The sequence below is a fragment of the Chitiniphilus purpureus genome (assembly GCF_025642115.1).
In the GTDB taxonomy this organism is placed as follows: domain Bacteria; phylum Pseudomonadota; class Gammaproteobacteria; order Burkholderiales; family Chitinibacteraceae; genus Chitiniphilus; species Chitiniphilus purpureus.
In genome coordinates this window covers 1441378-1463637 of sequence record NZ_CP106753.1, presented here as the reverse complement: position 1 = coordinate 1463637, position 22260 = coordinate 1441378, and the positions used below count along the sequence as shown (strand labels likewise).

The window sequence follows — 22260 nt, the reverse complement described above, 5'->3', positions numbered from 1 at the left end:
CGACCATGGAACAGCACCATCAAGACACAGTTACGTCCGCAGCAATCGAAAACGCGTTCAACGCGTACGGCTGGGCGTTGAGCAATCTGCTCGATGCAGAAGACGCGCTACGTGAAGCCAAAACACGGGAACGCGATGCGGGCGAGGCACTTTGCCAGCTGCTGGCCGCAGCGCGTGACCAGGGCCTGTTTCAGGGCGAGTACGTCGCTGTGCCGAATTTTCGCGGTGAAGGCAGGGCGCTTTTGCGCCTTGAGCAAGGCCCGGACGGCGGGCTGCGGATCGCCGATTGCCATGTAAACGTGCTGTCGGGCTACGACATCGAGGAATGCGCCAAGCGCCGGGAGCAAGCAGCTGAGCAGCGCGCCGCGGAAGACGAGACCAACCTGGCGGACGAGGTGGCTGATGCGTAGCCAGATCCGCATCGTCGAATTCATCGACGCGACCGAGCTCTTCGACGTGGTCCAGCTGTTCCGCACCATGGGCTACCGCGTGGTGGCCATCGGCATCGATAGCTACCGCGCCTCGAAGACCATTCCGTATGGGGTAGCAGCATGACCTTCGACCACGTCCTGAAAATCCAAAGTGCTCCGTTCACCGAGCTGGAATCCGGTGCCCAAATGCATGCCATGGAACTGCAGCGCGGAAGTCACGTGTGGTGGGCCCCTGTTTACCCTCTCGGCGGTACCCCACACACCACAACAGTTACCCAGATCAGGGACGGGGTAGCCCACCTCGACAACGGTCGGCGCGTTCGGGCCGTGCCAGACGAATACGGCCGCTACTGCGGTACAGAGCAAGCCGAAGCGTGCGCATGGGCACACCACCTCACCTGGGCGTGGTTCGTTTCCGGCCAATGCCAATCGGCTGAGCAGCGTCAACTTGCGAGGACAGCCGCATGAGGACCGCCCTACGCATCATCGGCCGAATGGCTGCGTACTTGATCGGTGGGCTGGCCATTGCTGTTGCCACGCTTGCCGCCATGGCCGCGGCACTGCTGTTCCTGGGCGGTACCGTCGGCATGATCGCGGCACTGGCTTGCCTGGTACCGGCGGCTCGCGCCTATTGCCGCCTCGATGCGGCGCTTTATCCCGAAGCAGACCAGCCGTGAACACCTACAACGCCCATGTCCTGCTCTGGCTGCGCTGGCGCCACTGGTGCGCCAGCCGGGCCGGCGCCTGGATCATCGCCGAATCAATCGCCCGCCAGCACAACAACGAACAAGGGGGAAGCCATGTCCCGACAATTTGACTTGGCCAGCGACCTTGAGCAGCTGAGTCGCGATCACGCCATCGAAGCCGCCCGCGCCGGTGCCAAGCGCGAAACACCGGCGCCGACCGGCACCTGCCCGTGGTGTGAGGAAGCAGCGCCGGTCGGCGCCACCTTTTGCACGGCCGAGTGCGCCGGTGATTGGCAAGAGCACCACGCTCGCGTCGGCCGTGCCGCCCGCATCAGCGGAGCAAAGTGATGGACTACCACACCTACGACGATTTCCACGTCACACCGCGTGAGCTGGTACCGGGCACCGACGCATTCGAAGAGCCGTGGCCGCTGGCCTCGCGCTACCCAGCTGATCTGGTCGAATCCGATGGTGGGGAGCTGTGACCATGGCCCTCTACGAAATCGGCACCAGCACCCTGCACCACGGCGAGGCGCTGCAAGTGTTGCAGACGCTGCCCACGGTGAGCGTCGATGCGGTGATCACCGATCCACCCTATAGCAGCGGCGGGCTGCACAAGTCTGATCGCACGCTCAGTACCGCGGCGAAGTATGTGAGCACCGGGCAGACCAAGGAATGGCATGGCTTTTCCGGCGATCACCGGGATCAGCGCAGCTGGGTGATGTGGTGCCAGTTGTGGATGCACGAGTGCTATCGCGTGCTGCACGAAGGCGGCTACTTCTTGACCTTCGTGGATTGGCGCCAGTTGCCGAGCATGACGGATGCGCTGCAGTGCGCCGGCTTCATCTGGCGCGGCATCGTGCCCTGGAACAAGGGTTTGGGATCTCGTGCTCCCCACAAGGGCTACTTTCGGCACCAGTGCGAGTACATCGTGTGGGGCACCAAGGGCGGCTGCGCGATCGCAGAGCATGCTGGCCCGTATCCAGGCTGCTACGACGTGACGGTCCGACAGTCCGACAAGTTCCACATGACCGGAAAGCCAACCGAGCTGATGGAACAGCTGTCCCTGATCGTGCCGCCGGGCTCGCTGATCCTTGACCCGTTCATGGGCTCGGGTTCAACCGGCATCGGCGCCGCCCGCGCCGGCCGCAGGTTCATCGGCATCGAAGTTGAGCATTCCTATTTCCACGTCGCCCGCGAGCGCTTCGAGCAGCTGGAAGCGCAGGGTGACTTGTTTGAAGGGGTTGCAGCATGAACACGGTACCGAGTGCTCATCCGGTGGTGCTGATCGCACCCAGCCCGTGGTTATCGCGTCAGGAGTTGGTCGACCTTGTAGGCGACGACAAAGCGGCGCGCGTGCGCCACTGGCTGAAAAAGAACCAGATCCCATTCCTGCTCGCGCTCAACGGTTGGCCCCAGGTGAGTCGTGCCAAGGTGCGCGAAGCGCTCGGCGAGCAGTTGGTCGGCGACAGCCAGGAACAGGGATATCAACCGAACTTTGGAGCGCTGGGTTAAATGGCCCCACCTCGCAAGAAGAACGCCGATCTACCGGCCAGGATGTTTGCGCGCAAAGGTAAGCGCGGCACTACCTATTACTATCTGGCAGAACGCCCGGACGGCAACGGCCGCGATTGGATCAACCTCGGCAAGGATCGGGCAGCCGCATTTGCCAAGTACGGGCGGCTTGATTCCGGGGCCGACAGCCATGTGCGGTCGAACATCGTTTCGGAGCTGATCAAGCGCTACCAGCGCGAGGTATATCCAACCAAGGCCGCAGAAACCCAGCGGAAGAACGATCAGGAATTCAAGCATATCGAGGCAGTATTCGGCGCCATGCCAATCGACGCAATCAAGCCGGTGCATGTGCGCAAATACCTGGATCTTCGGGGGAAGACCGCACCGGTGCGCGCCAACCGCGAGAAGGCGCTGCTCTCTCACCTGTTCAACAAGGCGCGCGAGTGGGGCATCACCGAGGCGCAGAACCCGTGCTCCGGCATCACCGGCCACAAGGAAACCGGCCGGCAGGTGTACGTGTTCGATGAGGACTTCCGCGCTGTCTATGCCGTGGCCGAGCCGCCGCTGCAGGACGCGATGGACCTTTACCTGCTGATCGGCCAGCGCGTAACCGATGTGATCCGCCTGATGCGCACCGACATCAAGGATCGCCGGCTATGGACCCGGCAAGGCAAGACCAAGAAGCTGGTGGGTGTGGCCATTACCGGGGAGCTGGCCAAGGTGATCGAGCGCATCCTGGCTCGACCGGTCGAGCCCGGTCATGTGGCATCCAGCCATCTGATCCGCGATGCCAAGGGCCAAGCCCTGACTTACGCCAAACTGCGCGGCATGTTCGACCGCGCCCGCAAGGCCTCGGGCGTGAACTTCCAGCTGCGCGACCTGCGCTCGAAGAGCGCCACCGACGAGCTGGACCTGGCCGTTGCCAACGAAAGGCTGGGGCACTCGACGGTGACGATGACGAAGCACTACCGCAAGGCGATCAAGGTTGATCCGCTGCGATAGTGTCGCGGTAGTTGAATCGAAATACAGCCCGGTTCCCGCCGGGCTTTTATTTTGGTTCAACGCAAAGCACTCACTGCTAAAATGCCATTTGCATTGGTGAAAGGGAGAATGGAAATGCATGATGAAAAAGAACGGCTTCAGGTCGCACAATGGGTGCTCGAAAGAAATCTCGCCTGGATAGCCGCTGCGGAGACAAAGGTTGGCGTCGTGGTAGCGCTTGATACTGCGATTCTAGGGGCTTTGGGCGCGTCCTTTAGTGCAGCGAAGGCAGATGTTTTGACGCCTTGGGCGCTTGCCACCACAATTTTTGCTGCTTTGCTTATCGCAGCGGGGATCTTCTGCTCCGCAATGGCAGTTCTGCCGCGAGTAAAAGGGCCGCAGAAATCGTTAGTTTTTTTTGGTCGAATCGGTCCATGTGCTGATGCAGATTATTGCTTGAATTTAAAAAACGCGTCTGTCGAAGATTTGCTTGAGGACTGGTCTATGCAGATTCATCGAAATGCGCAGATTGCGTGCGAAAAATTCCGGTGGGTTCGTTACGGGATGTGGTGGTCCTTTGTTGCGATAGCTCCTTGGTTTTTCGCTGTCGTTGCTTTGCTTAAAAAGGAGGGTTGATGGTGGGGCTTAAATCAGACTTGGACACGGAAATTGCAACAATATTTAAGAGCGCGTGGAGAGTGCAAAAAACTGAAACCGTGCCGGAGCCGACGGATTTGGTATTGAATTCAAACCATGCGAAAGACCTTGAGGAAGCGACGGTGCTATATGCCGACTTAGATGGCTCGACAAGCATGGTAGATAGCTACAGTTGGGAATTTAGCGCGGAAATATATAAATCTTATTTACGATGTGCTGGCCAGATAATACGCGGCGAGGGAGGGGTAATTACCGCGTATGATGGTGACAGGATAATGGCGATCTTCACTGGAGATGCGAAAAATTCAGCAGCTGCGCGATGTGCACTTAGAATAAACTATGCAGTGCTATTTATAATCCAGCCTGCGATTCAGGCCCAATACAAGCAATCGCCGTTTATATTGAAGCACGTTGTCGGAATAGATACCAGTCCGTTACGTGCTGCGCGCATAGGAGTTCGGGGAGAAAACGATATTGTTTGGGTCGGCCGTGCAGCGAATCATGCGGCCAAGCTCACGAGCCTCTCTGGGGCTGCCACTTGGATCACGGCGAGCGTATACGATAGGCTGAACAAAGAGTCAAAATTTGCGGGTGACGTCGATATGTGGACTCCAATGATTTGGAAGTCAATGGGAGATATGTCAATATATGCGTCAAATTATCACTGGGCATTCACTTAAGACTACTTTGAAATTCACCGAACTCGATATGCAGCAATAACTAATGCTGTGCGCGAGTATCGGCGCCTAATATCGCCGCGGAGACGTGCTTACGCCTTGTTGCAATCACTAAATAACCTGCTCTATTGATTGAGAAAAATCTAAGATTCAAAATCCCCCGCCGCAAGGCGTGTCGGTTCGAGTCCGACCCCGGGCACCAGATAAAAACGCGGCTTCCAGCCGCGTTTTTGCTTTCAGCGCTGCTTTCCCACAACCCAGGTTTTTGCAAATTGCAACAACCCCGAGCCTGACGCTGGTGAATTCGGCTGGGCTGCCCATTCATCCCATTCGATTTCAGGCACGCCGTCCAAACGACTGCAGGGTGCGTCCAGGAACGGTAAAAGCCTCGCGCGCCTGGTCGACCCGCTTGGCGATGACGCACGCCGCCACATGATCGTTCACCAGGCCCATTGCCTGCATGAAGGCGTAGACGGTTGTCGGGCCTATGAACTTCCAGCCACGTTTCTTCAGATCCTTGGATAAACCGGTGGCCTGTGGCGGGATGGAAATCGTTTGCGGCAAGGCAGTTGCGGCACGGCGGGCTTCATACTGCCAAAAATAGGCGGCCAGACTGCCGTATTCGGCGTGCAGCCGTACCGCACATTTTGCGTTGTTGATCACCGCTTCGATCTTGCCGCGGTGGCGCACAATCCCTTCATCAAGCAGCAGTTGCGAGACTTGCGTTTCTCCAAATTGCGCCAGCTGGTGAAAATCGAAATTCCTGAAGGCCCGCCTGAAATTCTCCCGCTTGGTGAGGATCGTTCGCCAGCTCAGGCCGGATTGGAATCCTTCCAGGCACAGTTTTTCGAATAGACGGACATCGTCTGCAACGGGGAACCCCCATTCACAATCGTGATAAACCTCGAATTCCGGGACGATTGCGCACCAGCGGCAGCGTGGCAGGCCGTCCGTACCCAAAATGGTCGTCGGCACGCTCATGGCTTGGCACCCGACAGCAGTTCGGCGAAGCCGGGGGACACGAGTGACGGCGCAATGGCATGCACTTCGGGGGTCACGATGCCATGGACGACAAAGGGGTCCTGTTCTATCCGGGCGGTCAGCGCGCCTTGCTCCACACTCGTGGCGACAATTGCACCGCCTTTCCCGTCTTCAAGCGATCCGGCAGCCAGGAATATGCCGTCATCGAGCCCTTGCTGAAGCCACTGCCGGTGTCCTGCCAACCATTGAGCAGCTTGCACGCGCTTCGGACTGAATCTGAGAAAGATGACGTACATGGATACTCCCGTTTGCGGTTGGAAATCCAAAAGCGGCGGCGCCAATCCGCGCGGATCAGCGATCCAAGCTACTGCGATCGCTCGGGAAGCAGGGATTGCAGCCAGTCCTTTATCAGGCCTGCTTCGTAGCGGATGAACGCCTCATCGTTGAAGGCGTTGGCAAGTACCGCAATGCCCTGACTGCGGGCCAGCAAGTGCATCGCCAGATGTTCCGCGCGCGCCGCAAGGCCCAACGCCTCGAACTGCTCCCGCAGCCAATGGCGGAATTGGCCGAAGATCATGCTGGCATCGCCCTGCGAAGGATGTTCCACCTTGGCAAGCTCAGTGCAGAGCGTGCCCACCGGGCAACCAAAGCGCTGAATGGCGTGACGGTTTTGAATCAGCATCTCGGCGAAGCAGCACAGCCGCCCGAGCGGTGTCGTCTCCTGCTCATGCCATGCCTGCAGCATGGCCTGCGTCTTGGAAGCACGTAGCGCGATCACCGCGGCCAGGATGTCGTCTTTGGTTTTGAAGTGGTAATAGAAATTGCCACGTGAAATGCTCACCCGGCTTGCGATATCCGCAAACGACGTCTTCTCGTAACCACGCTGGTAGAACAGCGTATCGGCGGCCTCGACGATTTGGTCGCGTGTCGTTGGCGCTGAGGTCATAGCAGCCCCTGGGTCAGATGTCCTAGCGATTATTAGGACAGCCGACCTAGGCAGTCAAGCAGCCGTGGCGTATCGGCACCGCAGGTAGGACAGATGTGTTCCGCGCCTGCTGGGCGCGCAGCTTTGCGAGTTTCCATGCCTTTACCGGCCGGCTTCGGTATGGGAGCGGCGCTTCCCGACATCGATGACAAGGCCCCGGCTTATGCTGGGCGTGGCCCATTCCCATATGGGAGCAGGCTGACCAGGACGGGCAGTGCTGGAGTTGATCATCCTAGGCTGTTCGGTCGGAAGACTGTTGCCGGTACAACAGAACGCTGGCAAGGGCCGCAGCGCCGAGCACCGGGGGCATCACGAAACCCAGGAAGTAGTCCCAGGAACGGAAAATAACCTCTGGCCGCCCGATAAGGGAAACCGGCACGGCCATGGCGACGACCGCAGTGATGCAGATGACCGGCACTGCCAGCGCGGGGCGAAGACGGGTGGCCACGAGCGCGTGCGTGACACCGGCGGCCAGGGCGGAAGCAAGGCCGACCGGATAAGACAAGATGAGCGCAAACACAAACAACTCAAGCGGATTTGCCCACGGGGATCGGGGTGCAAAGACGGAAGCCAGCGTCACCACCATTGCCCCGACCGGCGGGCCTGTCAGGCAATAGATGGTGATCAGTCTTGTGCGGGGCAAATCGATAACCGGTCCACTCATCTTTAAGAGGGCGCTTTGCTCACAACGAGAAGTCGGCGAACTTGACCAGGGACCAGCACCCGCCCGACCGCTCGAAATAGAAGGTGACCAGTTGGTCGGTGTCGGGCTTGGTGAATGTCACCACCTGCATGCCACCGGGTGCCTGCTCAATACGACGCACCAACGGGATCGCTGCCTGCGCAAAGCGCGTGGGCCAGGCAATCCATTTGTAGTCTTGATCGGCGTGGCGCTTGACGGTGTACACGACTTCCCGCGGTCCCTCCACACCGCTGTTGTCGATGCGCGATGCAGTTAGAGGAAAGCGTGTGTGCTGACGCTGAAAAGCCGGGCTGTCTTCAAACCGGCTGATGAAACCGGGAAAGTCGGCAGCGCAGGCCGCAGCAGCAGCCGATGAGCCCCACCCCAATGCGACAAGAAGGATGGGCATAACACTGATGATCCGCATATCGAGCTCTGATCTCCAATCAACTGCAAACGGCGGCTTACCGACCTGGGGCGACATGGGCGGCTTGTCAAAGCGACGGCTCGAAATCCGATCCCGATCTGCCGCCCAAGCGCAGCACGTCCGGCACCAGCAGGGCAATGGCACAAATGAAGCACTTTTCCTGTGGGCGCATGTGAATCCTGAGTTCAAATCAACCGACGCCTCAGCGAAACGGCAGAACCCCAAAAGCGTGACCTTTTGCTGTCCGGTTGATGCAATGGTCAGGCAAATACACTTCAGATGCCCTCTTGGCTGCGAAAGTAGGCAACCAGCGCATTTGCGTGACCGTGCCCCATCTTATGCTCGCTCTTGAGCCAAGCGACCATCTCCATATGCTTGAGCCCTTTTTGATCCTTCAGCAGATCAAACCAATGACCCACAGGAAAACCGTACTTCTTTTCGATTGCAGGAAAATACGAAGCGGGGCCTTTTACCTGTTCGTCTTTAGACATGCGTCACTCCTGGTCTGCGCTTTTCATGAGTGGGAGGATTTTTCTGATGGTGCGTGCTCTAAGCCACAACGAGAGCCACATCAGTGCGCCCAGGTAAATGCCAAAAAGTGTGTGGCTGAACAACGGGCTATCAACACGCCAATGGCTGGCCAATGCCCCACCAAAAAGCCCTGTCAGCAATATTGCGCCAATGGGTGCGGTTCTTGGCACGATAAACAACACGGTACAGACGATCTCGATCACACCGATCAGCATGAGGTGTTGAGCTGGCCACCCGATCTTTGTCATCGACTCCATGGCTACTGGTGCGCCGAGCAACTTGGGTGCGGCTGAGCCGAGCACCATAAAGAGCGCGAAGAGCGCAGTCATTAACCATCCCACTTTTTTCATGTGATCCTCTCAATCCGTATCTTCAAGCCAATCATACCAACATGGCGGCCCCGCTGCCGGCCCCAGCGGTGACCGCATCCCATCCCGCTCCGACGAGCCCCCTCTCAGCGCGCCACATCGGGCCATTGCACCTTGGCCTCATCCAGCGCACACATCAGCATCAACAACGTTGCCATCCAATTGGGTCTGCCCATCGGCCTGGTGGTGAAAACCAAGGCGGCTGCCATGCCGAACTGACCATTGCGGTGCTGACCGAATTTGGGATTGGGGACCGCACCACGCTGCAGCGCACTGGGCAAACACCACCATCGACCGGCCACGCCACAGACCCGCTCCGATTCCAGCTGCTGTCTTCGGTCATATCAAAGTTTTTGAACCGGATATGGCAATATCAACCTCGACAGCCTTGCCCTTGAAGATCAGGACGAGGTTTAGGGCAATGCATGGACGCGAGGCAATTCAATCTGAAAAGAACAATTCCCCTCCATATGAAATACGCAATGGCAACCATTGATCTGCAATTCCCATGCTGTTTATGAAAACACGGGCAATGGAGAGGAATCCGGACCGCCCTTCAGCATACGCAATGACGATACGTCAGTTACACAGTAAGCCAGCAATTCCCACATAACCCATCTGCTTTTCACAAATGCAAGTGGCGTGAATGTGAATTCTCTGCATTTTTCCCCGACATTGTCCCATGCTACGTTCCGCTGCCTTTCAAGACCATTGAATCGAGACCGAAACAGGAGCCTGTTATATGCAACTTGTTCGTCGCGCAATTTCCGCCGGCATTTCAATGCTTTTCCTTGCACCAAGTGCCTGGTCCTCAACCTACGTCCAGTTGGATGACCTTGCCGTCACCCAGCCCGATGACTGGATCACGCAGCTGATCGAAACGCGGCGGCAGGCCGGTACTCCGGTGATGCCGGTGAAGCCGAGCCACGCGGGGGCAGAAGCCATTCAAAGGACCCCGGTTTTCACATGGCCGATGCATGCGTTCACCCGGGCCGACGAGCAAGTCAGCTATCGGGTGCAAGTGCGGAAGGTCGGTGAAACGCTGCTGCAGATCGACGCCAATTATCTGCCACACAACTGGTATATGCCGCTGGACAAGGAACTGCTGGCCGATGGGGTCTACGAATGGCGCGTGGTCGGCGGGCTGAGGGGGCAGCCAGAAAGCATCGGCCAATGGCGCCGCTTTTCGATCGGCCCGGATTCGAGCTTTATCCTTCCCGACATCAAGCCGCAGGATTCGCGGTCGTGGTATCTCGCCACTGCCGCCAAAGACCACCCCCGGATCCTGCCTGCCCCTTATCTCAGCCGCATTCAAGCCACCTTTGCCGGCGAGCGCAAAGCGTTGTGGGACAAGGTGCGCCAGGCGGTGATGGATGATGTGGCCCATCCCAGTGCGCTCTCCGAGCCCAGCGGGGAAGTCATCACGCTTGCCAGCAAATCGGAAGCGGTCATGCAGCGCATTGAAGAAGCGGCACTGGTCTGGCTGGCGGAAGGCAATACGCAGGTTCGGGACCGCCTCAAGGCACGGGTGATGCACATCGCGGGCTGGGCTGGAGTAGGTGCTGATAAATACGATGGCAGCAACGACACGGCCGCGCGTACCGCGCTCTGGGCATTGGTGGTCGGGTACGATGCGTTGTATCCGGCAATCACGCAGGCCGAACGCGAACAACTGGCAGCCGTCATTGCACAGCGTGCAGCGATCATTGATGCCGCGATCAGCGGGCCCTACCGGAAAATGGAGCACAACCCGCTGGATTCGCACAGCGCACCGACCGTGATTGCGCTGGGTGCCACTGCGGCGGTCATGTCCGGCCGCCATCCCAGGTTCGATCACAATTTCTTCAACAAATGGGTGACCTTCTCCTATGCCTTGGTCCATCCCTATGGGAGCGAGGATGGCGGCTGGGGCAATAGCGGCGGTTACGGCGAGGAATTCCTCGACAATACCACCCCGTTCTGGGATGCCTTGGCGCAGACCGTCGACGTGAATCCGTATCAGCTCACCCAGTTGAAGCACTATCCGCGTTATCGCCTGTTCACGGCACCGCCGCGGGTGCAAGGCATGGCGCGCACCGTGCTTTCCCAATTTGGCGATGGTGCCGGCAACAGCGGCCCGGGCAAGGGTTACTACGGATACTGGCTGTATACCCGGATGCCGAATCCGATCTCGAAATGGCTGGCCGAAAAACAGCCGCTCAACGCGGCGGCAACCAGCGTCAGCAACAGCAATGTGAACAATCCGGCAATCCGTTCCCTGGTGGCCCCCGTCGTTTCCGCGGCTGAGGCATCTGCCATTGCGGATTTCGCACCCGCCACCGCCCCGACAGCCGCACTGTTCCCGTCGGTCGGCGTGGTCGCCATGCATGGCGGCTGGGATGAAAACCGCGCTTCCGTATTCTTTCGCTCCAGCCCGTTCGGAGCTTTCAATCATAGTCATGCAGATCAGAACAGCTTTGTGGTCGGCGCCCCTGGTACCCTCGGCACGGAAATGCTGCTGATCGACAGTGGTGTATACGACAGGTATGGCAGCGATTATTGGAAGAATTGGTATCGGCAGACCAAGGCGCACAACGCAATCACCTATACCGACCCGCGCCATCCCGCAACCAGTGGCGTCGGCCAGTCGGCGACCATCGGCAATCTGCCGACCAATTACGATGCGCAAGGCAGGATCCGGGGATTTCATACCGAGCCCGGCTTCACCATCACCACCGGTGATGCGGCGCGAGCCTACGATCGCACCATCATCAAGCGTGCATTGCGCACACTTGCGTATGTCGGAAAGAACGTGCTGCTTGTTCATGATGACCTGGAAGCGTCGACCCCACTCAAATGGGAATGGAATTTCCATTCACTGCTGGCGCCCACGATCGAGAGCAACGGCCAAGTGAAGATCAGCTACCAGGGCGCGCAGCTGTGCATGCGACAACTGCTGGACGGGGCTGATCGATACGACCATCTGCAGACGACCGAGCGCACCATGCCGTTGCCGAATGCCGCCAACCAATTCCATTCGGTCTGGTCGACCGGTTCGGCAAGAACCAGCCAGCAAAGCCTGATCCTGATCGATATCGGCTGCACCAATCCGGCAGTCAATGTCACCCGGACCGCTGAAGCCGTCTCGGCAGTGGTCGGCAGCAGGGAGATACAGTTCATGCCGAACCAGTTGCCGCGCTATACAACAGCGAACTGATCGACCGCGGCGCCGATGGCGCTGCCCGCACCGGCCGTTGCGGGCATTGCGGCACTGGCTGTCGCCCGGCCGCCCGCTGGCCGGGCGGTCGTTCGCTGCGCACGGCGGCCCTGTTCGCAGCCCGATGCGGTCGCAGCACAGGCAACCCGACAGCGCCGGTTGGTGATCGGCAACCGGTCAGACCACACCGGCGGCCGACATATCAACCGCCACAGGCATGGGTACGGCCGCCCCCATGACCGCACCGGTCCATCCGGCAAATGCCACGACCTGAATCCGCGTCGATTCCCGCGCAGCAATCCCATGGCACTCCTATTGTGGGTGAAGCGCCGCCGACAAACCCCTTCCGGCCGCAGCGCGCTCGCTTGCCGTATGACCCATACAGCCGGCGATCGAAGGAAGTCTGGTCCATCGCCGTTCAGGACGTTGTGCGCGCCCTGCCCGGAGCGTGCCGGCGGCGCAAAAGCTGGCACCGCAGGCGGCAGAAGGCCTCATCGGCAGGTCGTGAAGATTGTCGATCGTGGTTGGCGGCTTTGTCGGCAGACTGAAGGCAAACGACACCGCCGGGCGGGCGTACGTCAACCAATTCCGCCACGGTCGGTCGATCTTCCCATCCACGGTAGAGGCAGAGGCCATCATGCTCGAAACACACGCTCAGCACGTCATCGCCCACATCCAGTCCATTTCCGGCATCAAGCTGACCCAGGAACAGCTGACGCATCTGGTGGAACACCACGCGACCTTGCGCAACGCCATCGAAACCTGGAATGGCGACAAGGCGGCGGCAGGCAAGATCGCCAATGCGCTGTCGCAGGCGCTGCTGGGCCAAGGCTGGCCCACCAGCCCTGGCACGGCCAACCAGGGTGAGTTCATCACCCGGCTGCAAAGCGCCGCCGGCAAGCACGGCATCGATGTGGTGCCGCTCGCCGATTGACCGGGCCTGCGGGCGCGATGGTCGCCGGCCGTCGCGCCCTATCGGCACCATGGTCGGAGCACAAGGCCTGTCCGTGTCCGATGCCACCGGCAGGCTCTCCGACGCGCGCACCATCCCCCACCCGGCCCCTTCCCCGGGGCCGCTTGCGCATCAGCGCCGGGTTACGCTGCGGACGGCGTGCCATCCCTGGCCCGCAGACCCGGACATCGCACCGCCAGCGTTGTCCTGACGCGCTTGTTGCGTGCACGTGCAGACACCACAATGGCGGTCCGGCGAGAAAGCGCGCCGTTCGCGCCACCCAATAGCAATCTGTCATGCAAGTCCGATCCAGAGGACGTATATCCATAGCGACCCGGCACGAATTGCTTTGCTGGCCGACCCGAAAGCGCACTAGGCGCCCCTGGCGCTGCCGGCGTGATCGGTCGCCGCGGCAGTACAGGCGATCGCCATCCAGAAGAAACCCCAGACAGCGGCCATGCCCCACCCGATTGCCGGCATCCGCTGCCGTCGCCCGGAGCGCGTCGCCAATCCAGAGGCCGTTACCCCGACTTTGAGGAAGCAAGCTGTTTATGCAGTCCGAGAAACCAGCCGTCCCTCCCTGGGGTGATCCGACCTCGCTGTACACCCCACTGTCACTCGCCCTGATCCACCGTACCTCGCCGCGCCGCCAGCGGCTCGCCATCCTGTCCGCCTGGCTTGCCAGCCTTGCCGCCTGCATCGGCCTTGGCCTTGCCGCCATCGCCGGACAGTGGTCGGGGCTGCCCCTGGTGTTCGGCGGCGTGACCGTGTTCATCTCGGTCTATCCGCCGCTGGTGATCTGTACGCTCTGGGCGTTGTGGTTCGGTTATCTCTGGGGAGCCGTGCCGGCCTATCTCGCCACCTTCACCCTCTCGCTCTACTCAGGCATGCCGGCGGGCTGGGCCGCCCTGTTTGCACTTTCCAACCCATTGGGGCTTGCGGTGTTCACAGCCGCCTATCGCGCGTTGCCGGCCCGGGTGGATCTGCGGTCGGCCGATGCGGCGCTGCTCTTTGGCATGCTGGCGTTCTTCTCCGCGGTGTTCAGCGCCAGCGGCTCGTTCATCTGGACCCATCACAACGCGCTGGGCCTGCATCAGGCATTCGCCATCTGGCAGGGTTGGTGGCTGGGCAACTTCCTGCAGATGCTGCTGCTGGTCGGCCCGATCCTGCTGCTGGCGGGGCCGGTGTTCGCCCGCTGGCGCGCCCGGCATTGCCCGGTGGAGCGCTCCCCGTTCACCGGCGAAGGCCGGATGATGCTGCTCACCGCGTTGATGCTGGTGACCGGGGTGTATCTGTATCTGTCACTGTCGTTCATGCTGAGCCGGCGCGCCGCGGCCAGCCTTTCGCAGGGCAACGATCTGGCCGGCATGCAACGCGCGATGCAGCTGGTCGAGGCCTCCACCGCGGCGGTGTACTGGGTGCTGGCGATCATGTCATTCGCGATGGCGTTCCTCGGCTACCGGTTCGTCAACTACTGGATGCAGTCGCTGCGCGAAGCCGCGCGCGCGGCGCAGGAAGCCGACAGGACCAAATCCGAGTTCCTGGCGCGGATGAGCCACGAGATCCGCACGCCGATGAATGCCATCCTCGGCATGAGCAGCCTTGCACTGCAGACGGTGCTGACCCAGAAACAGCGCGACTACCTCGACAAGATCCGCTACTCGGCCGACACCCTGCTCACGATCCTGAACGACGTGCTGGATTTCTCGAAGCTGGAGGCCGGCAAGCTGCGGCTGGAGTACGTGGTGTTCTCACTTGAGGACGTGCTGAGCAATCTGGCGGACCTCGTTGCCTTCAAGAGCGAGGGCAAGCCGCTCGAACTGGTGTTCGACGTGGCGCCGGACGTGCCGCGGCTGCTGCATGGCGACCCGCTGCGCCTGGGGCAGATCCTGCTCAATCTGGTCAACAACGCCATCAAGTTCACCCCGGAAGGCGAAGTGATCGTGCTCATCAGCGTGGCCGATCTGGAGCCGCGGCGCGTCAAGCTGCTGTTTGCAGTGGCGGATTCGGGCATCGGGGTGGCGCCGGAACACCAGGGGCAGTTGTTCCAGGCCTTTACCCAGGCCGACGAATCCATCACCCGCCGTTACGGCGGCACCGGGCTGGGCTTGGCCATCTGCCGCCAGCTGGTCGAGGCCATGGGCGGCAACATCCGGATGGAAAGCGTGCAAGGTTCGGGCAGCTGCTTCGATTTCACTGTGGCGTTCGACGTGGTCGAGACCACTGCGCCCCCCCTGCCGGAAACCTTGTATGGCCGTCGCGTGCTGGTGGTGGATGACAACGCCATGGCACGCGCCACGCTGGCCGGCCTGCTCGAGCGCCTGGGGGCGCTTGCCAGCCAGGTGGCCGGCGGGGAGGCCGCATTGACCGCATTGCAGAAGGGCTGTGACTGCGCCCATCCCTACGAGATCGCGTTCATCGACTACGGCATGCCCGGCATGGATGGCCTCGCACTGCTGGCGCGGCTGCGCAGCCATCCGCAATGGCAGACGCTGCCGGTGATCCTGACAGTGACCGGCGCTGAGCGCGAGCGGCTGTCGCAACAGCAGAACACGCCCCAACCCGACGGCATGCTGCTCAAGCCGGTGCTCGAACCCAAGCTGGTCGAGAACATCCAGTCCCTGTTCAACGATGCGCAAAGCCTGCGCCGCCGGCCGCGGCCGCAGGATGCGCTGGATGTCCAGCACCGGGCGCAGCAGACGTTGCGCGGAGCACGGGTGCTGCTGGTGGAAGACAACGCCATCAACCGGCAGATCGCCGAGGAGCTGCTGGACGCCGTCGGGGTCGAGGTCGATGTGGCGGAGGATGGCGAACAGGCCATCGTCAAGGCGGGCAAAGGCAACTATCACGCGGTGCTGATGGATATCCAGATGCCGCATATGGACGGCTTGACCACAACCCGCCGGCTGCGCGAGGACCCGGCGCTCGCCGAGCTGCCCATCATTGCCATCACCGCGCACGCGCTGGGCGGCGATCGCGAGCGCAGCCTTGCGGCAGGGATGAACGATCATCTGACCAAGCCATTCAAGCCCGAGGCGCTGTATGCCCTGCTGGCCCGCTGGATCAAGCCCAAGGCGGCCCCCCCCAGGAGCGCCATGGGCGCACGACCGGTGCCGCCCGCCGACGAGGCGCTGCCGGCGCTGCCGGGCATCGACCTTGCTGCCGGCCAGATGCAGGTGGGCCTGGCACGCGAGCGCTATCTGCTGGTGCTGCGCAATCTGGTCGCCAACCACCGCAGTGTGCCTGCAAGGTTGCGCCAGGCACTGGCAGACCGTGAATTCGAAGAAATGCAGCGTACCGCTCATTCACTCAAGTCGGTAGGCCTTTACGTGAGCGCGCCACGGCTGGCGCAGAGCGCCATGACGCTGGAGACACGCGCCGCATCGCATCAGGATTGCGCCGACGCCGTCGAGGCCTTGTGCGCGGCAATCGATGAAGTGGTCGATTCGCTGGACGGCTACTTCGCGACCCGGGAACCCGCGCCCGAAGCGCGGCCTTAGTCACTTGCTGATGCTGGAGGAACCACCATGCCTTTTTGCCTGAAGCGCCTCTTTGCCACCGCCCTTGCGCTGCTGCTCGGCGCCTGTGCCGCGCCGCCACAACAGCCGCAGGGCATCGCGGTACCGCTGGGCGATACCGCCAAGGTCACTGCGCTGTTCTCCTACCCCAACTGCCTGGACCAGTGCCCCACGCCCAAGCCCACGTTGGAAGCCACCGTCGCCCACTGGCTGAACCTGAGCGTGATACGCGACGGCTACAGCACCGCCCAGGTCGCGGTAAGCACCCAGGGCGGCCAGGTCATCGCCAACATCACCAATGTGCCGCCCGACTACGGCAACACCATCACCCGCTTCCTGGCCACCGGGGCCGTGGGCCTGCAGGACGCCACCGAGCTGCAGCAGGCCGGACAGTGGCGTTCGGACTGGTATTTCTTCCTGCCGCTGGGCTTTGCGATGCGCAACAACCCCAGTGTGCAGCTGCTGCACTTCCCGCCCGACACGGTGATGACCCAGACGCAGGACTACCTGAAGGCAGCGACCACCCGACGCTGGGCCAGCCTGCTTGTCACCAATGGCGTACCGCAGGGCACCACCGATCCGTACCAGACCATCGTCGACATCGCGCCGATCGCCGCCCCCGCAAGTGCCGGACAGCAACTGGAAGGCGTCTATGACGACTTCAGCGACTACACCGTCTCGCTGCTGCAGCAGTGGACGGCCGGGGCCGACGGCAGCGTCCGCCCACTGGTCGCGTTCGGCAGCCCGGCACGCCAGTGGCTGGCACAGCAATACCAGCTGCAGCCGATCGCGGTACTGGGCCTGACCCGGTTCCAGCCGGTGCCTGGCCGAACCGTGCAGGCGATCGGCGCCAACCACCCGAGCTATATCTGGTATGCGGCCGATCCGAAGAACTACGGCGGCGACCAGCAAAAGGCGGACGCCGTCGGGATCAGGGTGATGGGGCAGGATCTGAACGCGGCATGCTGGCAGGTGACGATGGCCGCGCAGCCGCTTGGCGATCCGTCGCAGGCGCTGGCCGGCTGCCAGCAGCGCTGGCCCAGCGGCGGCACGGCGGTATGCACGCAGTTCTACACCACCATCCGCAATCTGACGCCGGAGCAGGCGGCGCAGAAATGCGGCAGCGGTGCCTGAAGCCGGCCCCCGCCCCTTGTGACCGGCGCGGCCTGCCCTGCAGGTACGCGCCGGCGGATACGGTCAACAAAGCATGAGCTCCGGTGGCTGCAGCGTCGGCACCGGCAGACGCTGCAGAATCCAGCGCACGGCCTCCTGCAACCGCAATTCGTCGTAGTCGCTCGAAAAGCAATGCAACGCGGCGCCATGCAGCAGGAAACGCACCGCCAGCTCCTCGGCATCGGCCGGCTGGTGCAAGGAATGGCCGAACAGGCGCGTCAGCGCTCCTGAGAACGCCGGGCCGGTGCACTGCGCAAGCTTGGTGTCGCCACGGGCGGCCATCCAGATTTCCAGGATGGCGATCGAAGTGCCCTGGCGGGGATGCAGCAGGAAGCCCTGCAGCATCATGTAGAGCCGGTCCTTCGGGCTGATCATGCCCAGTCCGGCAAGCCGGTGGCTTTCCGCTTCCAGCAGGGTTTCCACCACCGTGGGCAGCAGATCATAACGGCCTTGGGGATAGTGATGGCGCAAGGCGCCACGGCTGACCCCGGCACGCTTGCAGATGCGCTGCTCACCCAACGCGGCGTACCCGTGCTCGACCAGCAGCGCGACCGTCGCCTCGATCAGTTTGGTTCGCGTCTGATTGGAACGCTCGATCTGGGTTGCCATGACGGGAATTGTACCGGGTCCTTACCCATGCCGGCCGAATAGGCTGACATTCTCCTTCCAGGCGTACAAGGACCACCGACAAAATGCCGTCAACCCGACGACGGCTGGTTGCCTCATTCGTCGGGCGGGCCCGAACCGGCCCGTTGGGCCACGGCGCGGCGGGGCAAGCCCACCGATCCGACCCACTCTGTTCAGTGCTGGCGCGGCAGGCTTTCGAGCGCCCAGCCCAGATGCAACTCGTCGTTGGCGAAGGTGATCAGCGGTGCCAGCGCGGCCATCAATCCGGGCAGATGGGGGCGCAGCTCCTGATGCATACCCTTGTGCAGCATGAGCAGGGCTTCCGGCAAGGTGGGCGCCGGTGCGATCGGCATGCTCTCGGGCGCCACCACCCGGTTCTCGCCCGGCTCGGCGTACAGGCGGTCGCTGGCGATGCGTATCAGCGCCTCACCATCGTCGATGCTGTCCTCGCGCGAATTGGCCACCGACAGGCTGGCCGTCACCTGCACCTGCTCGCCGCGGAAATTGATGCGCGCCCCGGCGATCGCCTGGCGCAGCCGTTCGGCCAGCACGCGCGACTCGGTCAGCGTGGAGCCGGGTGAGACCACCGCGAAGCGGGCTTCGTCGACATGCGCGAGCGTATCCTCGCGCCGCAGCTTGGCCGCCAGATGCTTGGTCAGCAGGCCGAGCATCTGCTCGAGCACCCGGCCGCCCAGCCTGTCCGACAACGATTGGAAATGGTCGATCTCGATCAGCACCAGTGTCACTTCGCTATGGTGCCGTCTGGCGAATGCCAGTGCCTGCTCGGTCTGCAGCATCAGAAGGTGCGAGGTGCCCGCGCCGGTCGCCGCATGATGGGTGGCCGAACGGGCGGCCTCGGTACGGGCTGTCTCCAACTCGTGCTGCGACGCAGCGCGCTCGATATTGGCGCGCACCCGCGCCAGCATCTCGGCGCGGTCGGTGGACTTGGTGACGAAGTCGCTCGCGCCGCATTCGACGCAATGCTGGCGCGTGGCTTCGTCCTCCTCCCCGGAGATGATGATCACCGGCAGCATGCGTAGGCGGCGTTCGCCGGCCGAGCGCAGGCGCGCCAGGAGGCCCAGCCCGTCCAGCTCGGGCATGGTCAGATCGGAGAGTAGCAGCTGCACGGCATCATCGGCCAGCAGATGGCGCCACCCGGCCTCGCCATCGGCCGCTTCGACCACCTCGAACTGGTCGCTCAGATGCTTCTTGACCGTGGCGCGCACGATGCGCGAGTCATCGACCACCAGAATACGCGGTAATGGCGCGAGCTCGTTGTCAGCTGGCATGGGGAGCGGCCTTTGCTTACGGGGTGCTCCAAATCTATCACAAAGGCCTGCAGTTGGCCTGCCGCGACGCATTTGCACCCGGTCGGCTGGCACAGGCGCAGCCGACGGGACTACACTGCCGGGCATGAATCCCGTCCAGATCTACCTGAGCATGGCCCCGCTGACGCCGGCCGAGGCCGATATCGTTGCCCAACAGGCGGCACAACAGGGCCTGCGGGTGAGCCGGGTGGTACGCCAACCGCTGCCGGGCGGTACCTGTCTTGCCGGTATCGAGGCCGAACGGACGGTCGGCAGCGAAAGTCCGGTATGGTGCCTGGAACGGCTGGCCGCGGGGGTCTGGAACGAGATCGGCCGCTTTGCCCGCATTACCGCAGGTTGGCAACAGGCCGATGACGAGGAGTTGTGGTTCCACTTCGAGGAAACAGACTACCAGCGCCTGATGGCCGCGTTCCGGCTGAGCCTGCGGCGCCGGGTATAGCCTGAGCACACCGCTGGCGGCGGGCAACAAAAAACCCCGGCGGACCGGGGTTCTTCGGTGCTTCCTTAAAGATCAGGCTGCCATTGCCTTGATGGCGGCAGACAGGCGGCTCTTATGGCGGGCGGCCTTGTTCTTGTGGAAGATCTTCTTGTCGGCGATGCCATCGATCACGCTGACCGATTGCTGGTACACGTTTTGCGCGGCGCTCTTGTCACCGGCTTCGATCGCCTTCAGCACCTTCTTGACCGCGGTGCGGAATGCCGAACGCTGGCTGGCGTTGTGCTGGCGGGCCGTTTCGGCCTGCCGAGCACGCTTGCGAGCTTGGGCGCTGTTAGCCATTTATTAACTCCTGAAACTGTCGTCTGGGGCCCGAAGCCTATCCACGGCACCGGGCAGTCAATTCGGAAAGGCCGGATGGTACCGTAACGCCAGGAGGCGCGCAAGCTCTGCGTTCGGGCGGGAAACTGGGTAACATGCCGGCTTTCGTGCCCTGTCCTTGTCATGAATCTGCTCAAATCGCTTGCCAAGGTCAGTTCGATGACCCTGGTCTCCCGGGTGCTGGGGTTCGTGCGCGATGCGCTGACGGCCCAGCTCTTTGGCACCAGCATCGCGACCGACGCCTTCTTCGTGGCGCAGAAGCTGCCCAACATGCTGCGGCGCATCTTTGCCGAAGGCGCATTCTCGCAGGCCTTCGTGCCCATCCTGGCCGAGTACAAGAACCGCCATGGCGAAGCCGCCGCGCGCGAGTTCTTCGCGCATGTGGCCGGTACGCTGACACTGGTACTGGCCGTGGTCACCGCGCTTGGCATCATCGCGGCGCCCGCGGTGGTCTGGATATCGGCCTTCGGCTTCACCAACAAGCCCGCGCAGTTCGACCTGACGGTACAGATGCTGCGCATCACCTTCCCCTACATCCTGCTGATCTCGCTGTCATCGCTGCTCGGGGCGGTGCTCAACACCTGGAACCGCTTTTCGGTGCCCGCCTTCGTGCCGACCCTGCTCAACGTGGCAATGATCGGATCGGCACTGCTGCTGGCACCGTTCTGCGACCCGCCGGAGATGGCACTTGCCTGGGGGATGCTGCTGGGCGGCGTGCTGCAGCTCACCTGGCAGTTCCCGGCGCTCAAGCGGATCGGCATGCTGGTCCGCCCGCGGCTGGATTGGCGGAACACCGGCGTGTGGCGCGTGATCAAGCAGATGGGCCCGGCGATACTCGGGGTCTCTGTCAGCCAGATCTCGCTGCTGATCAACACCACCTTCGCCTCGCTGCTTGCGGCCGGCTCGATCTCCTGGATGTACTACGCCGACCGGCTGATGGAGTTCCCGACCGGCCTGCTGGGCGTGGCCCTGGGCACCATTCTGCTGCCATCGCTGGCCAAGAGCCATGCCGGCAACGACAGCGCCGAGTACTCGCGCCTGCTCGACTGGGGGCTGCGCCTGTCGCTGCTGCTGGCCCTGCCGTCGGCGGTGGCGATGGCAGCGATCTCGGGCCCGCTGGTCAGCACACTGTTCCAGCGCGGCGAGTTCGACGCCCACGACGCCCTGATGACGCAGCAGGCGCTGATCGCCTACACCGTGGGCCTGGTGGGGCTGATCCTGGTCAAGATCCTCGCCCCCGGCTTCTATGCCCGGCAGAACATCAAAACGCCGGTCAAGATCGCACTGATCACGCTGACCGCCACGCAGCTGATGAATCTGGCCTTCATCTGGCACTTGCGTCACGCCGGACTGGCACTGTCCATCGGGCTCGCCGCCTGCCTCAACGCGGCGCTGCTGTACCGGCAATTGCGCCGCCACGGCATCTTCACACCTCAGCCCGGCTGGGGTGTGTTCTTCGGCAAGCTGGTGCTGGCGGTGCTGGCGATGGCAGCGGCCCTCGTCGCCATGATGTGGCTGCTGCCCGACTTCGCTGGCGTGCCCCTGCTGCAGCGGGTGGCCCAGTTGACCGCGCTGGTCGCGGCGGGTCTCTTCACCTACTTCGGCGTCCTGGCACTGTTGGGTTTCCGGCCCCGCGACTTCTCGCGCCGCGCGGTGACCTGAAACCGGCGATGGCGCACAGGCGTGCCGGATGGGTACGCCCGGCAAGCAAAAAGCCCCGCAATCGCG

At 62.2% G+C, this 22260-nt stretch carries 27 protein-coding genes; 17 read left to right on the top strand and 10 right to left on the bottom strand.

What is annotated here, in order from left to right; translation table 11 throughout:
• The first annotated feature begins 5 nt into the window (after positions 1–5).
• From N8I74_RS06645 to N8I74_RS06595, 11 genes are all read left to right on the top strand, one after another.
• The gene (locus tag N8I74_RS06645) at positions 6–410 is read left to right on the top strand and encodes a hypothetical protein (protein WP_263126078.1); all 405 of its coding nucleotides are present in this window, start codon (positions 6–8) and stop codon (positions 408–410) included.
• Positions 403–555 carry a hypothetical protein gene (locus tag N8I74_RS06640; RefSeq protein ID WP_263126077.1) on the top strand — a complete coding sequence of 51 codons (153 nt, stop codon included), beginning with the start codon at positions 403–405 and terminating at the stop codon, positions 553–555. Before N8I74_RS06645 ends, N8I74_RS06640 begins: the two co-directional genes overlap by 8 nt.
• A 340-nt stretch (positions 556–895) precedes the next feature.
• Positions 896–1108 carry a hypothetical protein gene (locus tag N8I74_RS06635; protein WP_263126076.1) on the top strand — a complete coding sequence of 71 codons (213 nt, stop codon included), beginning with the start codon at positions 896–898 and terminating at the stop codon, positions 1106–1108.
• Positions 1105–1248 carry a hypothetical protein gene (locus N8I74_RS06630; protein WP_263126075.1) on the top strand — a complete coding sequence of 48 codons (144 nt, stop codon included), beginning with the start codon at positions 1105–1107 and terminating at the stop codon, positions 1246–1248. Before N8I74_RS06635 ends, N8I74_RS06630 begins: the two co-directional genes overlap by 4 nt.
• Complete coding sequence (locus tag N8I74_RS06625; protein WP_263126074.1) at positions 1232–1465, top strand: hypothetical protein; 234 nt, start codon at positions 1232–1234, stop codon at positions 1463–1465. Before N8I74_RS06630 ends, N8I74_RS06625 begins: the two co-directional genes overlap by 17 nt.
• Positions 1465–1602: a hypothetical protein gene (locus N8I74_RS06620; protein WP_263126073.1), complete on the top strand. Its 138-nt coding sequence runs from the start codon at positions 1465–1467 to the stop codon at positions 1600–1602. The genes N8I74_RS06625 and N8I74_RS06620 overlap by 1 nt, the downstream gene beginning before the upstream one ends.
• Before the next feature lie 2 nt (positions 1603–1604).
• On the top strand, positions 1605–2372 hold the full coding sequence (locus N8I74_RS06615) for a DNA-methyltransferase (protein ID WP_263126072.1): 768 nt from the start codon (positions 1605–1607) through the stop codon (positions 2370–2372).
• Positions 2369–2632 carry a DUF4224 domain-containing protein gene (locus N8I74_RS06610; protein ID WP_263126071.1) on the top strand — a complete coding sequence of 88 codons (264 nt, stop codon included), beginning with the start codon at positions 2369–2371 and terminating at the stop codon, positions 2630–2632. The genes N8I74_RS06615 and N8I74_RS06610 overlap by 4 nt, the downstream gene beginning before the upstream one ends.
• The gene (locus N8I74_RS06605) at positions 2633–3634 is read left to right on the top strand and encodes a site-specific integrase (protein ID WP_263126070.1); all 1002 of its coding nucleotides are present in this window, start codon (positions 2633–2635) and stop codon (positions 3632–3634) included.
• Between the two features lie 114 nt (positions 3635–3748).
• Positions 3749–4249 (top strand): Pycsar system effector family protein, encoded by a 501-nt coding sequence (locus N8I74_RS06600; protein WP_263126069.1) that lies wholly within the window; start codon positions 3749–3751, stop codon positions 4247–4249.
• Positions 4249–4950 carry an adenylate/guanylate cyclase domain-containing protein gene (locus N8I74_RS06595; RefSeq protein ID WP_263126068.1) on the top strand — a complete coding sequence of 234 codons (702 nt, stop codon included), beginning with the start codon at positions 4249–4251 and terminating at the stop codon, positions 4948–4950. The genes N8I74_RS06600 and N8I74_RS06595 overlap by 1 nt, the downstream gene beginning before the upstream one ends.
• Positions 4951–5283: 333 nt before the next feature.
• On the opposite strand, the gene N8I74_RS06590 is transcribed toward N8I74_RS06595, so the two are convergent.
• The 7 genes from N8I74_RS06590 to N8I74_RS06560 all read right to left on the bottom strand — a co-directional run bounded on the left by N8I74_RS06590 (position 5284) and on the right by N8I74_RS06560 (position 8903).
• The gene (locus N8I74_RS06590) at positions 5284–5928 is read right to left on the bottom strand and encodes a DNA-3-methyladenine glycosylase I (RefSeq protein ID WP_263126067.1); all 645 of its coding nucleotides are present in this window, start codon (positions 5926–5928) and stop codon (positions 5284–5286) included.
• Positions 5925–6224, bottom strand: coding sequence for a YciI family protein (locus N8I74_RS06585; RefSeq protein ID WP_263126066.1), 300 nt, complete (start codon positions 6222–6224; stop codon positions 5925–5927). Before N8I74_RS06585 ends, N8I74_RS06590 begins: the two co-directional genes overlap by 4 nt.
• 68 nt (positions 6225–6292) lie before the next feature.
• Positions 6293–6874 carry a TetR/AcrR family transcriptional regulator gene (locus tag N8I74_RS06580; RefSeq protein WP_263126065.1) on the bottom strand — a complete coding sequence of 194 codons (582 nt, stop codon included), beginning with the start codon at positions 6872–6874 and terminating at the stop codon, positions 6293–6295.
• A 271-nt stretch (positions 6875–7145) separates the two neighbouring features.
• Positions 7146–7499 carry a hypothetical protein gene (locus N8I74_RS06575; RefSeq protein ID WP_263126064.1) on the bottom strand — a complete coding sequence of 118 codons (354 nt, stop codon included), beginning with the start codon at positions 7497–7499 and terminating at the stop codon, positions 7146–7148.
• Between the two features lie 97 nt (positions 7500–7596).
• Complete coding sequence (locus N8I74_RS06570; protein ID WP_263126063.1) at positions 7597–8079, bottom strand: hypothetical protein; 483 nt, start codon at positions 8077–8079, stop codon at positions 7597–7599.
• A gap of 218 nt (positions 8080–8297) precedes the next feature.
• A complete protein-coding gene (locus tag N8I74_RS06565; RefSeq protein WP_263126062.1) occupies positions 8298–8513 on the bottom strand; it encodes a DUF4287 domain-containing protein in 216 nt (71 codons plus the stop codon).
• A 3-nt stretch (positions 8514–8516) separates the two neighbouring features.
• A complete protein-coding gene (locus N8I74_RS06560) occupies positions 8517–8903 on the bottom strand; it encodes a DoxX family protein (protein ID WP_263126061.1) in 387 nt (128 codons plus the stop codon).
• Positions 8904–9663: 760 nt separating this feature from the next.
• On the opposite strand from N8I74_RS06560, the gene N8I74_RS06555 reads away from it, so the two are divergent.
• The 4 genes from N8I74_RS06555 (at position 9664) to N8I74_RS06540 (ending at position 17721) form a co-directional block, all read left to right on the top strand.
• A complete protein-coding gene (locus tag N8I74_RS06555) occupies positions 9664–12117 on the top strand; it encodes a heparinase II/III domain-containing protein (protein ID WP_263126060.1) in 2454 nt (817 codons plus the stop codon).
• Positions 12118–12754: 637 nt separating this feature from the next.
• Complete coding sequence (locus N8I74_RS06550) at positions 12755–13051, top strand: hypothetical protein (RefSeq protein ID WP_263126059.1); 297 nt, start codon at positions 12755–12757, stop codon at positions 13049–13051.
• A gap of 569 nt (positions 13052–13620) precedes the next feature.
• A complete protein-coding gene (locus N8I74_RS06545; RefSeq protein WP_263126058.1) occupies positions 13621–16569 on the top strand; it encodes a response regulator in 2949 nt (982 codons plus the stop codon).
• 27 nt (positions 16570–16596) lie between these two features.
• On the top strand, positions 16597–17721 hold the full coding sequence (locus N8I74_RS06540) for a hypothetical protein (protein WP_263126057.1): 1125 nt from the start codon (positions 16597–16599) through the stop codon (positions 17719–17721).
• 63 nt (positions 17722–17784) lie between these two features.
• Here the strand turns inward: N8I74_RS06540 and N8I74_RS06535 are convergent, their stop codons facing one another.
• Positions 17785–18369: a TetR/AcrR family transcriptional regulator gene (locus N8I74_RS06535; protein ID WP_263126056.1), complete on the bottom strand. Its 585-nt coding sequence runs from the start codon at positions 18367–18369 to the stop codon at positions 17785–17787.
• Positions 18370–18560: 191 nt separating this feature from the next.
• Entirely contained in the window at positions 18561–19676 is a 1116-nt protein-coding gene (locus tag N8I74_RS06530; protein WP_263126055.1) for a GGDEF domain-containing response regulator, read from the bottom strand.
• Positions 19677–19800: 124 nt separating this feature from the next.
• Between N8I74_RS06530 and N8I74_RS06525 the strand changes: the two genes are divergently transcribed.
• Positions 19801–20154 (top strand): hypothetical protein, encoded by a 354-nt coding sequence (locus N8I74_RS06525; RefSeq protein ID WP_263126054.1) that lies wholly within the window; start codon positions 19801–19803, stop codon positions 20152–20154.
• 72 nt (positions 20155–20226) lie between these two features.
• Here the strand turns inward: N8I74_RS06525 and rpsT are convergent, their stop codons facing one another.
• Positions 20227–20493: a 30S ribosomal protein S20 gene (rpsT, locus tag N8I74_RS06520; RefSeq protein ID WP_263126053.1), complete on the bottom strand. Its 267-nt coding sequence runs from the start codon at positions 20491–20493 to the stop codon at positions 20227–20229.
• A gap of 162 nt (positions 20494–20655) precedes the next feature.
• Between rpsT and murJ the strand changes: the two genes are divergently transcribed.
• Positions 20656–22194: a murein biosynthesis integral membrane protein MurJ gene (gene murJ, locus N8I74_RS06515; protein ID WP_263126052.1), complete on the top strand. Its 1539-nt coding sequence runs from the start codon at positions 20656–20658 to the stop codon at positions 22192–22194.
• Positions 22195–22260 lie beyond the last annotated feature (66 nt).